This is a genomic window from Aliiroseovarius crassostreae (assembly GCF_001307765.1).
Lineage (GTDB): Bacteria > Pseudomonadota > Alphaproteobacteria > Rhodobacterales > Rhodobacteraceae > Aliiroseovarius > Aliiroseovarius crassostreae.
The window spans coordinates 451,023-464,676 of record NZ_LKBA01000004.1 but is presented as its reverse complement, the minus strand read 5'-3'; the positions used below and the strand labels follow the sequence as shown (position 1 = coordinate 464,676).

Annotated in this window: 14 protein-coding genes; 3 read left to right on the top strand and 11 right to left on the bottom strand. The window is 61.5% G+C overall.

Annotated features, from left to right (window positions below):
• Window positions 1-212: 212 nt before the first annotated feature.
• The 3 genes from AKJ29_RS04390 to AKJ29_RS04380 all read right to left on the bottom strand — a co-directional run bounded on the left by AKJ29_RS04390 (window position 213) and on the right by AKJ29_RS04380 (window position 2,503).
• Window positions 213-923 carry a hypothetical protein gene (locus AKJ29_RS04390; RefSeq protein WP_055188274.1) on the bottom strand — a complete coding sequence of 237 codons (711 nt, stop codon included), beginning with the start codon at window positions 921-923 and terminating at the stop codon, window positions 213-215.
• Window positions 904-1,413: a hypothetical protein gene (locus tag AKJ29_RS04385; RefSeq protein ID WP_055188272.1), complete on the bottom strand. Its 510-nt coding sequence runs from the start codon at window positions 1,411-1,413 to the stop codon at window positions 904-906. Before AKJ29_RS04385 ends, AKJ29_RS04390 begins: the two co-directional genes overlap by 20 nt.
• 103 nt (window positions 1,414-1,516) lie before the next feature.
• Window positions 1,517-2,503 (bottom strand): 2-hydroxyacid dehydrogenase, encoded by a 987-nt coding sequence (locus AKJ29_RS04380; protein WP_055188270.1) that lies wholly within the window; start codon window positions 2,501-2,503, stop codon window positions 1,517-1,519.
• A gap of 181 nt (window positions 2,504-2,684) precedes the next feature.
• On the opposite strand from AKJ29_RS04380, the gene AKJ29_RS04375 reads away from it, so the two are divergent.
• The 3 genes from AKJ29_RS04375 to AKJ29_RS04365 are packed head-to-tail and all read left to right on the top strand — an operon-like array spanning window position 2,685 to window position 5,106.
• Entirely contained in the window at window positions 2,685-3,143 is a 459-nt protein-coding gene (locus tag AKJ29_RS04375) for an SH3 domain-containing protein (RefSeq protein ID WP_235477265.1), read from the top strand.
• Entirely contained in the window at window positions 3,140-4,129 is a 990-nt protein-coding gene (locus AKJ29_RS04370; protein WP_055188266.1) for a hypothetical protein, read from the top strand. The genes AKJ29_RS04375 and AKJ29_RS04370 overlap by 4 nt, the downstream gene beginning before the upstream one ends.
• Window positions 4,130-4,188: 59 nt before the next feature.
• A complete protein-coding gene (locus AKJ29_RS04365) occupies window positions 4,189-5,106 on the top strand; it encodes a cation diffusion facilitator family transporter (protein WP_055188264.1) in 918 nt (305 codons plus the stop codon).
• A gap of 259 nt (window positions 5,107-5,365) precedes the next feature.
• Here AKJ29_RS04365 and AKJ29_RS04360 read toward each other — a convergent pair whose 3' ends face one another.
• The 8 genes from AKJ29_RS04360 to AKJ29_RS04325 form a co-directional block, all read right to left on the bottom strand.
• Window positions 5,366-7,384 (bottom strand): M3 family metallopeptidase, encoded by a 2,019-nt coding sequence (locus AKJ29_RS04360; protein ID WP_055188263.1) that lies wholly within the window; start codon window positions 7,382-7,384, stop codon window positions 5,366-5,368.
• A 184-nt stretch (window positions 7,385-7,568) separates the two neighbouring features.
• Window positions 7,569-8,372, bottom strand: coding sequence for an amino acid ABC transporter permease (locus tag AKJ29_RS04355; protein WP_055188261.1), 804 nt, complete (start codon window positions 8,370-8,372; stop codon window positions 7,569-7,571).
• 51 nt (window positions 8,373-8,423) lie between these two features.
• Window positions 8,424-9,215, bottom strand: a complete 792-nt coding sequence (locus AKJ29_RS04350) for a transporter substrate-binding domain-containing protein (RefSeq protein ID WP_055188259.1) — start codon at window positions 9,213-9,215, stop codon at window positions 8,424-8,426.
• 215 nt (window positions 9,216-9,430) lie between these two features.
• Window positions 9,431-9,907 (bottom strand): GNAT family N-acetyltransferase, encoded by a 477-nt coding sequence (locus tag AKJ29_RS04345; RefSeq protein WP_055188258.1) that lies wholly within the window; start codon window positions 9,905-9,907, stop codon window positions 9,431-9,433.
• Entirely contained in the window at window positions 9,900-10,928 is a 1,029-nt protein-coding gene (locus AKJ29_RS04340; RefSeq protein ID WP_055188256.1) for a HesA/MoeB/ThiF family protein, read from the bottom strand. The genes AKJ29_RS04345 and AKJ29_RS04340 overlap by 8 nt, the downstream gene beginning before the upstream one ends.
• 49 nt (window positions 10,929-10,977) lie before the next feature.
• A complete protein-coding gene (gene dut, locus AKJ29_RS04335) occupies window positions 10,978-11,448 on the bottom strand; it encodes a dUTP diphosphatase (RefSeq protein WP_055188254.1) in 471 nt (156 codons plus the stop codon).
• Window positions 11,449-11,499: 51 nt separating this feature from the next.
• Complete coding sequence (gene coaBC, locus AKJ29_RS04330) at window positions 11,500-12,699, bottom strand: bifunctional phosphopantothenoylcysteine decarboxylase/phosphopantothenate--cysteine ligase CoaBC (RefSeq protein ID WP_055188251.1); 1,200 nt, start codon at window positions 12,697-12,699, stop codon at window positions 11,500-11,502.
• A 138-nt stretch (window positions 12,700-12,837) separates the two neighbouring features.
• Window positions 12,838-13,617: a ChaN family lipoprotein gene (locus AKJ29_RS04325; RefSeq protein WP_055189022.1), complete on the bottom strand. Its 780-nt coding sequence runs from the start codon at window positions 13,615-13,617 to the stop codon at window positions 12,838-12,840.
• Window positions 13,618-13,654: the final 37 nt, after the last annotated feature.

Sequence of the window (13,654 nt, the reverse complement as noted above, 5' to 3'; positions counted from 1 at the left end):
GACTCCCTTTGGGAAAACTGTTTGCGTATTTGTGCCGCAAATCCGGTTACATCTCAAAGTCTGGCCGACCGAAAACAGGGAAAAAGCGACATAGACGCAATCCGTCCGCCAGATAAGTCGCCCATCCGATGCTCCGCGCCCTGCCAAATGCCCCCCCTGCCCTTGCCGCGCCGCGGGTAAAACACCACAGGTCCAGCAGATGAAGGCGGGTTTCAGGGGCCGAAATTTCGGGTCACGGGCAGGGTCTCCCCAATGAGCGCAGCCAGCTCGGCACGTTTTGGATGGTCCGGCAACAGCAGGCTGTAACACAGGTAATCTTCGACAATCGTGGCCTGCGCTTCGAAATTGAAGGCCAGCAGCGTCTTGTGGCCTTTGTCGGGCCAGTAATACGGGTCACCTTCGCGGAAAGATTCGGCGCCAGATTTCAGCGTGGTGAACCCGGTCCGCGCGCGGTTCTGATACTGCCACACATGGACCAGCTCATGTGCCATCAGAAGCGACTGCGCCATGGGCAGCGCCGCCGGCCAGCCCGCAAACATATCGGGGCGATAGGCCGCGCGCACCAAAAACACCTGATTGCCCAGCACAAACCCTGCCGGGAATCGCCAGCCCACCGCATCAGGGGTAGCCACCCGGTCGCAGGCATCCTTGGGAATATCGTTGCCCGAGACAGGCGCAGGGCGCCCGCCATCTTGCCCCTTCTTTTCCGCCAGACGCGCCGCGCGCCCATCAGAGGGCGCCTGTGTTGGCAGGGTCGCCAAGCCGATCCCGATGCGCACCCGCACCGGATCCGGGTCGAAACTGTCGCCAAAAACCTCCTGCGCCAAGGCACGCTCATTCGGGGTCAGCGGACGGGCACAGCCCGCTACCACGGCGATCAGCCCCAGCCCGAACAGCAGTGTCTTAGAAAGAGCGGCGCGCATGTCTGACTTTCCGCCCCATCAGCACCACCCCCACCAGAAGGCCAAACCCTCCCGCAAGATAGGAGGTGTCATGCAACATCGCGGCCCGGCCAAATCCAATCGCATCAATGGCACCGCGCGGCAGGGGAATATGCTCCATCGGCGGGTCCGCCAGCAGGCTGAGCATCCCCAGCGCAAAGGTCAGCACCACCACCAGCACTGCAATGCCCGCAAAGGCCCGCCAGGCGGCGCGCCCATCCGGGATGGCCAGTGACAAAAGCGCAATCGGCAGTCCGATCACCACCCCCATCCACCAGCTGGCCTGCCAGCCCACCCAGGCGGCGCCCATCCGGGGGGGCAGCTCAGGCGAGATACGGAACTGGATGAATTTGAACGCGTGGAAATAATCCGGGCCAACACTGTAGCTGACCTGATTATGCACCATGCCATAAAGGCCCGCCAACAGGCAGGCCAACCCGACCATCAGGATCAGTTGAAGCACTCGAAACATGGTGAAAGCCTAGCAACCCCAATCGGGGAGGGAAAGAGGCACGCCCCCCTTTCCCCTGGGTTTTGTCCGCAGATCGCAGGACCTGCCTGGGGCATGGCCCGTCTTACAGCATCCCCGGAACAACCTGGTCCGGCGGGCGGTGGCCATCTTCGAAGGTCTTGATGTTCAACAGCACCTTCTCCCCCATCTCCAGCCGGCCCTCAACCGTGGCCGATGCCATATGCGGCAAAGACACGACATTCGGCAGATCCCGCAGCCCCGGATTGATCTCTTCGCCATTTTCGTAAACGTCGAGCCCGGCCCCCGCGATTTCACCCGCCTGCAGCATCCGCGTCAGCGCGTTTTCGTCGATCACTTCGCCGCGCGAGGTGTTCACGATCACCGCTTCGGGCTTCAGCAGCTTCAGACGGCGGGCATTCATCAGGTGGAAGGTCGAAGGGGTGTGCGGGCAGTTGACCGAAATCACGTCCATACGCGACACCATCTGATCAAGGCTTTCCCAATAGGTCGCCTCGTATCGCGCTTCGATATCCTTATGCAGGCGTCTGCGGTTGTGATAGTGGATCTGCATGCCAAAGGCGCGGGCGCGTTCCGCCACAGCCTGACCGACACGGCCCATGCCGATGATCCCCACCCGACGCCCCTGAATGCGGTTGCCCAGAAGCGCGGTCGGAGACCAGCCCTTCCACTTTCCGCTATCCATTTCGCGAATGCCCTCAGGGATGCGGCGTGTGACCGCAAGGATCAGCGCAATCGCCATATCCGCCGTGTCATCCGCCGACACACCGGGGGTATTGGACACCAGAACGCCACGCTGACGCGCGGTGCCCACATCAATATGATCCACACCGGCACCATAATTGGCGATCAAGCGCAGGCGTTCTCCGGCTCCGGCCAGCATATTGGCGTCAATCTGGTCATTGACCGTGGAGACCAGCACGTCGCAGTTTTTCATGGCCCCGACCAGCTCTGCACGCGTCATCGGGGTCTCGCTGTCGCGCAGCGTGACGTCAAAAAGTTCTTTCATCCGGGTCTCGACAACCTCGGGCAACCGTCGCGTGACAACAACACTCAGACGTTCCGCAGCCATTATGGCACTCCCTTTACTTCCCTTTTTCGCGTCTCCCTGCCAAACTGCCCGCAAATGAGGTGAGGCACAAGCAGCAACGATGACGCATGCGCAATAATATTGCGCAACACAGGGGCTGCAATAGACAAAAAGAACTCTGATGCGATTTTTTGCAGGTTTGCTTTCGGCATTCATAAGCGTCATGCCCTTGGGTACGCTGGCAGATGAAATCCCGCGTGGCAAAGTCACCAATCTCCCGATCCCACGCTATGTGTCGCTCAAGGCGAGCGAAGGGAATGTGCGGCGCGGCCCGTCCCTGCGCCACCGGATTGACTGGGTATTCAAACATCGCGGCCTGCCGCTGGAAGTGGTGGGAGAATTCGGCAATTGGCGTCAGGTGCGCGACCGGGACGGGGTGGGCGGCTGGGTGCACTACTCGCTTCTGTCCGGGGTGCGGTATGTGATTATCGACACCGACCTGACCCCGCTTTATTCCCGTGCGGATGAAAGCGCACAGATCAATGCCTATCTGGAAGCTGGCGTCATCGCGCGGCTCGAGAAATGTGGGCCGGTCTGGTGCAGGTTGCAGGCGGATGGCATTCGCGGCTGGACCACCAAACCCAATATCTGGGGCGTCAATCCCGACGAGGTGATCGAATGATTGAGCTCCTGACCCATCCCAACAAGGCCCGCGCCACCGGATCCCGCCGTGTCGTGTTTCATGCAGACACCGCCTGGATGAATTCGATTGAGGCGCAGGAACACCCGATTTTCGACCAGATCCAAAAGGCGTTCGCACGGCGCTCGATCCCGGTGCAGCGGGTCAGGCTGGACAGTCCGGCCGCGGCCAAGGTGCTGGACGATCCCGATGCCGCCCATATCATGCTGGGGGACCATGCCCGGTTTGGTCCGAGGATCCTGCATCTTTGGCGCACCCCTGTCTGGGGGTTCTGGCATCTGGACGAACTGGGCGCGGGGTGGCAGTCGGCGCTGCGGCTGAGCGAATTCGACGCCAGCAGCATCGACGAAGAGCGCGCCACCTATTTCTTCAACGGGGTCACCGGCTATATGCTGCGCGAGAACGTGTCACTGTCGGTGCAGGAAGAGCGGATGCATGGCAGCCTGCAGGGCGCCAAGGCCACGGTGTTCTGTCAGGCCAGCCGGGACGACGACGCGCAGAGCTGTTACCTGTCGAGCGAAAACATGATCCGGATCACGGCCGAGTTCGACCCGAAGGCGCTGGTCTATGTCAAGCTGGACCCAGCCATTGGCAAGGATCAACGGCGGCGCATCATGGCAATCACCCAAGATTACCAGAACGTGCGCCTGACCGATGCCTCCGTGCATGATCTGGTTGAGGCCTCTGATCTGGCCGTGACCCAGAACGCGACACAGGGGTTTGAGGCATTGGTGCAGAAATGCCCGGTGATCTATTGCGCCAAATCCCCCTACTGGCAGGCGGCGCTCACGGCGAAAACCGCGGGGGACCTGCGCGAGGCGCTGGAATTCGGCACGCTGGGCATGTTCGACTTTCCCTATGAGAAATATTTCTACTGGGCGCTGGTGCGACACGGGCTGGAACCCGCCAAAGAGGTCTTTGTGAAACGGTTCATGGCCCGGTTTTACGACAAGGTGATGTGGCGCTGATCCCGCCTGCCGCTCAGCACAAGGTTGCAACCATTTAACTGACGCGGTAGCCCAAAGGCATGGACACGCACAGCACCCGCATGAACCTTTCCGCAGGGCTCGCATCGAGCACGGTCGCCATCACCCTGGTGGCGCTGAAACTCTGGGCGCTGGGAGAGACCAACGCCCTGTCCGTGGCCGCATCACTGGCGGATTCGGCGATGGATCTGATGGTGTCACTGGGGGCATTGGCCGCGATCTGGTATGCGGCCCGCCCGGCGGATGAAGATCACACATTTGGCCATACGGCGGCCGAGGATCTGGCGGCCCTTGGTCAATCCCTGTTCATTCTCGTCTCAGCCGGGGTGATTGCCTGGGCAGCGGTGGCCCGGTTGATTTCAAATGAACCTGCGCCGATCCTTGCCTTTCACAAAGGCATGGTGGTGATGGGGATTTCAATTGCGCTGACCCTCGCCCTGGTCCTGTGGCAACGACATGTGGCGGCGCGCACGGGCTCTGCCGTGGTCAAGGCCGACAGCCTGCATTACCTTGGCGACCTTATCCCCAATATCGGTGCGATCCTGTCGCTTTGGGCGGCCCAGCTGTTCGGCATGGAAAGCATCGACAGCGTGGTCGCAATCGGCGCAGCCCTGTTGCTGGCCGTGGGGGCAGTTCGTATTTTCAAAACCGCCTGGGACGGGTTGATGGACCGGGCAGCGCCTGATGACATGGTGCGCGGGATTGAAGAGATTGCCCGCACGCATCCCGGCATTCACGGCTATCACGACCTGAAAACACGCCGCTCCGGATCGGTGGTTTTCGTCAATATGCATATCGAACTGGACGGGGCGCAGTCGCTGGACGAGGCCCATGCAATTGGTGCCAGCCTGCGCCGCGCGATCCTGCGCGCCTATCCGATGAGCGACGTGATGCTGCACAAAGACCCGGTGGGGGTGCAACCACACCCGGAGGATCCGTCTCGCGGTCCCCACCGCTGACCGGAAAAGGGGGCGTAGCGGCGGGTTTCCGTGTCCTTACGCCTTGCGTCCAACTGAACGCCCCGCCCCAACTGGCTTGGGCTCCAGAATTTCGGTTTGAACCTGAGACAGGTTTGTCGCGAAACGGATGAAGCCTCGCACCGCTCGGCAGGGGCGCTGCCCCTCGCCGCCTTGCGGCTCACCCCGGGATATTTATGACCAGAAAATGAGCGGTCGACACGCAAATTCAGGTGCGTTTCAATCTGGCCTCAAATCCGTCTCAAACCAGGCCGCGCCCTTTCAACAGCGCCTCGACCCCCGGCATTTTTCCCCGGAAAGCAAGGTAGAGTTCCTTGGCATCAACAGCCCCTCCTCGGGACAGGATATGGGTCTCGAGCCTTTCAGCGGTCGCGGCATCAAACGCGCCACCTGCCTCCTTGAACGCTGCAAACGCATCCGCATCCATCACCTCGGACCACATATAGCTGTAATAGCCCGAGCTGTAGCCGTCCCCGGCGAAGACATGGGCAAAATGGGGGGTCGCGTGGCGCATTCGGATCGCTTCAGGCATGCCGATCCGGGCCAGCGTCGCGGCCTGGGCGGCCATCGGATCCTCGGGAGCAGCCCCATCATGGAAATCGAGATCCACCAATGCGGATGCCGTATATTCGACCGTCTGGAAACCGGTATTATAACTGCTGGCAGCCAACAGACGTTTGAGCAGGTCGGCGGGCATCACCTCACCTGTTTGCGCGTGGGTCGCAAAGCGTTCCAGCACCTCGGGCACCTCCAGCCAGTGTTCAAAAAGCTGGCTGGGCAGTTCCACGAAATCGCGCGCCACCGAGGTGCCCGACACGCTTTCATAGGTCACATCCGACAGGATATGATGCAGCGCATGGCCAAATTCATGAAACAGGGTGCGCGCATCATCCCAGCTAAGCAGCGCGGGCTGCCCTTCGGCGGGTTTTGCGAAATTGCAGACATTGGTCACGATCGGGCGAATATCCCCGGCAAGCTTCTGCTGACTGCGCATCGCGCCACACCACGCGCCCGAACGCTTTGATCCGCGCGCGAAGTAATCCGCGACGAACACCGCCATCAGGCGCCCATCCCGCGTCACCTCCCACGCGCGGGCATCTGGGTGGTAAAGCGGCGCGTCCATTGCGGCAAATTCAAGTCCGAACAGCCGGTTGGCACAGTCAAATGTCGCCTCGATCATACGCTCGAGCTGGAAATAGGATTTCAGCTCTGCCTCGTCCAGATCATGCTCTTCACGGCGGCGGGCCTCGGAATAATAATGCCAGTCCCACGCTTCAAGCGGCCCATTGATCCCATCCGCCCGCAAGCGTTCAGTCAAGACGTCCTGATCTTCGAGTGCGGCCGCCCGGGCCGGCTCCCAGACCGCCATCAGCATGTCCCGCACCGCCACCGGGCCACCGGCCATTTCGGTTTCCAGCTTGAACGCGGCAAAACTGTCATAGCCCAGCAGCCTGGCGCGCTCTTCACGCAGGGCAAGCGTTTCACGCGCAATCAGCCGATTGTCCGCGGACCCGTCTCCTTCGCCGCGCGACACCCAGGCGGCAAATGCCTTTTCTCGCAGGTCCCGGCGCGGGGAAAAGGCCAGAAAGGGTGTGATCAGCGAGCGGGAGGTGGTGATGACCGGCCCCTGACAGCCCTTCTCTTGCCCGGCTGCCCGCGCCGCCGCCACAACGAAATCCGGCAGGCCGACCAGATCCTCTTCTTCCAGTTCCATGAACCAGCTTCGTTCAGCAGCCAACAGGTTTTGGGTAAATTCGGTGCCAAGCACCGACAGGCGCTGCATGATTTCCTTGAGCCGCTCTGCCTTTTTCCCCACAAGCTGCGCACCGGACCGGACGAAACCACGCCGGGTCAATGTGAGAACTCGCATCTGTTCGGCGTTCAGGCCAAGGCTCTCGCGCCGCGCCCACAGGTCTTCAATGCGGCCAAACAACGCCTTGTTGGAGGACACTTCCGAGCCGAAAGCCGCAAGCTGCGGTCCGAACACCCGCATCAGTTCCTCGCGCTTGTCCGTGCTGTCCGCCCCGGCCACGGAATAAAAAACACCCAAAACCCGGTTCAACTTCTCCTCCGCGCGTTCCAGAGCCTCGATCGTATTGACGAAACTGGGCGGGTTCGCGGATTGGGAAATCGCCTCAATATTTGCGCGCGCCTGAGCGAGGGCGACCTCAAAGGCGGGCTCAAAATCTGCATCCTCGATCAGATCAAACGGGGGCAGCCCATGCGGGGTTTTCCAGGTTTCAAGCAACGGATTGGTCATGCGGATCTCCTTTGCCCGAAAGCTATGCCTCGCCGACCAAAACTTCCAGCCCAAACACCCGTCTCATTCCCCTGCCACAAATATCCCGGGGTGAGCCGCAAGGCGGCGAGGGGCAGCGCCCCTTTTGCCAGGCCCTTTTTGCCAGACCCCGTCTGGCCAGTCTGGGCGGTCTGGACGGTCGGACCTAGGCGTCCACCTCGCCCTTCGCCCGCAACCGCTTTTCCAGCCGGCGCAGCACCAGCGACAGGCTTACCGTCATCAGGAGATAGACAAAGGCCACCACGTTATAGGTCTCGAAGTACCGGAAATTTCCGGCCGCCGTCACCTTGCCCAGCTGGGTGATGTCAGCCACACCAAGCACGGAGACAAGCGAGCTGTCTTTGACCATGGCCACAAAATCATTGCCCAGCGGCGGCAGGATCATGCGAAAGGCCTGAGGCCAGATGATATGGCGAAACCTTTGCCAGCCATTCAGGCCCAGCGCCTTGGCCGCTTCGATCTGGCCGATTTCCACCGCCTGAAGCCCAGCCCGGAACACTTCGGCGATAAATGCCGAATACCCGATGGTCAGCGCCACGATGGCGCGCCACAGCAGGGAAAATTCGCGGGTGCGGATCGGATCCATCCCCACCAGGTCCCCCAGCCCGTTTCGCAGCGCCACCAGCGCGGGCGCAAAGACAAAGGCGACGTAAAGCAGCAGCACGATGATCGGGATGCCGCGGATGATCTCGATATAAAACCGGGCGATCTGGCGCAGGACCTGAAAGCGCGACATGCTGGCCACGGCAAGCCCGAGGCCAATCACACTGGCGCAGACAAAGCCAACCAGCGTGACGAATACCGTGATCCCCACCCCTTTGCCGAGGGTGCGCAGCACCTGCAGGTAGATCCCGTCATTGACGATATAAAAAAGGAACAGACCAGCCAGCCCGACGGCAAAGACCAGCCACCAGGGAAAGTCTTCATCCGGCTTGGGGGGTGGGACCATGGGGATCGACCTCAGGAAAAATGGGGGCCAAAGCCCCCACCGCAAACATGTTTATTGGCCGATCTTGTAGTCGAGGAACCACTTCTTATTCAATGCATCAAGCGTGCCATCCGCACGCATCGCCGCAATCGCCGCATTCATCGGCGCAACCAGTTCCGAGCCTTTCGGGAAGATGAAACCGAAATCTTCGGTGCCAAGCGTCTCGCCAATGATCTTCAGCCCCCCGTTCGACGCCTCCACATACCCATTGGCGGCGGTGCTGTCGGACAGGACCAGATCCACATCCCCGGTCTTCAGCGCCTGAACCGTTGCCCCGAAGGTCTCAAACAGCTTGATCCGCGGATTGGCCTCGTTGCCATCAAGAACATCATAGACCCCCACGTAAAACGGCGTGGTGCCAGGCTGGGCGGCCATCAGGAAATCGTCCTCTGCGGCAAAGCTCTTGGCATCGGTAAACCGATCTTCATCGGCGCGCACGATCATCATCATTTCAGACCGCAGGTACGGGGCTGAGAAATCCACCTTCTCGGCGCGGTCTTCGCGAATGGTGATGCCGGTCATGCCCATGTCGAACTGCCCCTCGGACACGGCGGGGATCATCGCATCCCACGAGATATTTTCATATTCCACCGAGATATTGATCCGCTCGGCAATATCCGCCATCGCGTCATATTCCCACCCAATCGCATTGCCGGAATTCGGATCCACAAATTGAAGCGGAGGATAGGCGTTTTCGGTCACCACCACCACGGTCTTCCCGCCAAGATCAGGCAGGTCCGCAGCCATCGATACGGTCGAAAACAGCGCCATGGCAATGGCACCAACAGTTGCAAGACGTTTCATGATATCCCCCCGGGATCGTAAAAGAAAGTAACCCAAGGACCCTAGGGCGAAGCGGATGAGTTTGGCAAGTGGGGGGCATGCCCCGCCTTCTATCTTGCCCGAATCAACCTGCCCCCCTGTTTCCCCCTCAGGCCCATGGAAGCGGGCAGGCCTGCTTATGTTGGGGTCAAAGCGTTGGGGAACAACCATGTGTCACAGGCTTATCCTGAAACGCTTTAATCAAGGTCCCGGCGAAACAGCGTCATCTGATGCCCGGCAAACTCAGCCTGGCCGGTTTCGAGAAAACCGTTTTTCTCCAGAACACCACGAGAGGCAGGATTGTCGTTCGCCACACGTGCCTCCAGCGCCCAGAGACCAAGTTTGCGCGCGCATTCAAGGGCCTGGGCCACGGCGGTGCTGGCCACACCCCGTCCCACATGGCGTTCTCCGACCCGGTATCCCAGCTGGGCCACGCCGCCCTCCCGCGCGGTCAGGTTCAACCGGCCAAGGATCTCGTCGTCGCGCCGGATCAGGAACATCGCATCATCCCCGACCAGCTGGGCGCGGATCACCTGCGCCAGCGAGGTGACTTCCCAATATGTGTGCGGGCGCGGTCCAACCCATGCTTCAAACCAGGCGCGGTTTTCCACCTCGAAGGCGAACAGGGCTGGCGCATCCTCCTCGGTCAGGGGGGCAAGGGACAGCTCAGCCACAGGTCGCACAGCCCTTGCGCCTCGACAGGCGGATCACCCGGGTTTCGGCATACATGGCATCATAGATGAACATCTTGCCGCGTAGCCCGCCCCCCGCACCGGCAATTTCCTTGATCGCCTCCAGCGCCATCATCGCCCCGATCACACCGGGCAAGGGGCCGACCACCCCCGCTTCCGAACAGTTCGGCGCCAAACCGGGGGCCGGGGCTTCGGGGAAAATACATTGATAACAGGGGGCCTCCCGGGCCGGATCAAAAAGGGAAATCTGCCCTTCCCACTGGCTGAGCGCCCCCCCGATCATCGGCTTGCCCAGCTTGGCGCAGGTGCTGTTGACAAGGTAGCGGGTGGCAAAATTATCGGACCCTTCAAGCACCAGATCAAAATCGGCAATCAGCTCTTCGGCGATGTCCTCGGTCAGGCGGCGATTATAGGGCAACACGTCAATGGCTGGGTTCTGCGCCCGCATGAACCGTTCAGCTGAAAAGACCTTGGGCGTGCCGATATCCGCATCACGATGCACCACCTGTCGCTGCAGGTTGGAATTGTCCACCACGTCATCGTCGATCACTCCGATCGTGCCCACACCGGCGGCGGCCAGATACATCAGGATCGGAGAGCCAAGCCCCCCTGCCCCAACCACCAGAACCCGCGCGTTTTTCAGCGCAACCTGGCCGGGGCCACCGATTTCGCGCAGCACAATATGGCGGGCATAGCGGTCCAGTTCCGTATCCGAAAACGGACCATCCTGCGCGGCCACCGGGGCGGCGGGCGCGCGGGATTTCAACCACTTTACCCCGGCCCCATAAAGACCGATCACCGCCACCAGACCAAACCCGACGGCCCAGCTGGTAAAACTGCCCCCCAGCGCGCGCACCAGCATATTGCCCTCCGGCAAAACCAGAAAGGTGAGCAGAACCACCAGCGCCAATAGCGCCGTCATGACCCAGCGCCGCGCAACAGACAGACCCCCATAGGCCCCGCCCAGCCAAATCAGCGCCGCTATGAATAGAACCCAGCTCATCTTGCCCTCATTTGCTCCGCCTGGCTGGCCCGCCAGACCCCGGCTTTCGTCAATGCCGCCCCGTCGACCCAAACCCACCGTCACCACGGTCGGTTTCGCTCAGCACCTCAACCACCTGATAGCGTGCCTGAAGAACCGGGGCGATCACCGCCTGAGCAATCCGTTCGCCATGCGCTACCACAAAGGGGACATCGCCGTAATTGATCAAGATCACCCCAAGCGGGCCGCGATAATCACAATCAATGGTGCCCGGCGTATTGGGCAGGGAAATCCCATGCTTGATGGCCAACCCCGAACGCGGGCGCAGCTGCAACTCATACCCCACTGGGATTTCCACCCGGACCCCGGTAGGGATGATGGCCCGCCCCATCGGCGCCAGCACCAGCCCCTCCGCGCGATCTTCGGGTTGCAGATTGGCACGAATATCTGCCCCCGCCGCCCCAGCGGTTTCATAAAAGGGAAGCGCAATCGTGCGATCCGCCCAGTCTTCCCACAGCACCCTGACCACAGGTTGATCCATCTCCGCGCCCTTTTCCTCTTGCCAAAAATATCCCCGCCGGAGGCCAGAATTCTATTGCGCCAACGCCTCGGCAATCCGCAGTGCCAGCTGGCGGGCAACCTCATCCTTACCCATGCGCGGCCAGGCCTCGGCTCCCGTATCGGAAATCAGCGTCACGGCGTTTTCCGCCCCGCCCATTATACCCGTCTCCGGGCTGACATCATTGGCCACAATCCAGTCACAGCCTTTGCGCACATGCTTCGCGGTGGCATTGGAAATCACATCATCCGTCTCGGCGGCAAACCCCACCACCAGCGACGGGCGCCCTGTTTCCATCCGGCTCACCGTCTTGAGGATATCCGGGTTTTCCGCAAATTCCAAAACCGGAAGCGACCCTTTGCCATCCTTCTTAATCTTGCTGTCACTGGCCGAAGCCACGCGCCAGTCCGCAACCGCAGCTGCAAACACGGCAGCATCCGCAGGCAGGCCCGCCTCAACCGCCGCCAGCATCTCCTGCGCAGATTGCACTCTGACCACACGCACCCCATCGGGCGGCGGCACATCGGCGGGCCCGGTGACAAAGGTCACCTCTGCCCCCAGTGCCGACAGGGCTTTGGCAATGGCGGTGCCCTGCGCCCCGGAGGAACGGTTGGCGATATAGCGCACCGGATCAATTGGCTCATGGGTGGGGCCGGATGTCACCAGCACATGTTTCCCTTTGAGGGGACCATCTTTCAGAACCGCCTCGATCGCGGCGACAATCTCCAGCGGTTCCGCCATGCGACCAGGGCCAAACTCACCGCAGGCCATCGGCCCCTCATTGGGGCCGACAAACCGCACCCCATCCCCGATCAGTGTCGCTACATTGCGCTGACAGGCGGGATGTTCCCACATCCGCACATTCATCGCGGGGGCCACCAGAACGGGCTTGTCAGTCGCCATCAGAAGCGTCGACGCGAGGTCATTGGCCAGCCCCCCCGCCATCTTGCCCAGCAGGTCCGCCGTCGCCGGGGCCACCACCACCAGGTCCGCCGCCCGCGACAGTTCGATATGGCCCATTTCGGCCTCGTCCGTCAGGTCAAAAAGCTCGGTATAGACCTTGCGCGCGGCCAGGCCCGAGGCCGACAGCGAGGTTACAAATTCCTGTCCCGCCCGCGTGATCACCGGTGTCACCTCCGCACCGCGTTCGCGCAGCCGGCGGATCAGGTCCAGCGATTTGAAGGCCGCGATACCGCCACCAATGATCAGGAGGATATGTTTGCCTGCCAGCATGGCGTCACCCTTTCGGTCGATCTTTCACCTTTCAGGTGATTTCCCCAAAGTGTTAAGCGGTTGCGCCCCCGGGTTCAATGGTCCGCTTTAATGGACGGGTCGGTGGCTCGGCTCAGTTCTCCGCTTCCATACACGGGATCATTGCGCGCTTTTGCCAAATTGCAGGCACGGGTCCGGCCGTTGCGCAGCGGGCGCATCCAGTACGAGGTCAAATCCCCCTTCCGGCGTGCCGCCATCCTCACCCTGCCCAAGGCTGAACACCGTCAGATCCGGGCGCAGGCGTGCCAGATAGCTGGGCACCCCCCAATCCTTACGCGCATGACCATTGCCGGTGATCACCACCACCGGACCGCCATGGGCCTCAAACGCGTCGATGACGGCCTTGGCCAGCGTTGCATCCCGCAGACGCTGCATCTCGATCATGCCGCCCAGGGCGGCCCGCGGCATCGCTTCGCAATGGGCGGCAAACTGCAGATCCAGCCGTGCGGCCTGCTGATCATCCGGCAGGGGGGCGGTCAACCCATAGGCGCCCGCATCCCCGCTGAAATGCGCAGCACCCCCATCCGTGTAAACCTGCCGCGCCACATCCCGCGGCACGGCCGCCCCAAAGAGCGGCACATCCGCCGCCGTAAACACCGGCAGATACAGGTCGTAATCCGGCCAGCCGGACGCGTTCCAGCGGTCCCGATACCCCTCGGGATCCGCCATCAGCTCTTCCGCCTGTTCCGGGGTCAGCATCTCAACCACAAGCGCCGAGGGCGAGATCGCCCGCACAAATCGCGCCTGCGCCTCGTGATGGGTGGGATTATCATGCACCTCGCCCAGGATCACCACATCCGAGGCCTGCATCACCTTGCCCCCCGCCTGCGCCAGGGCCAATTGCGGCCACAGAAAAGCAAACAAGATTAGAAACCGCATGAATTCCGCTCCGGCTGATCGCGGCCCATTGGGAAAG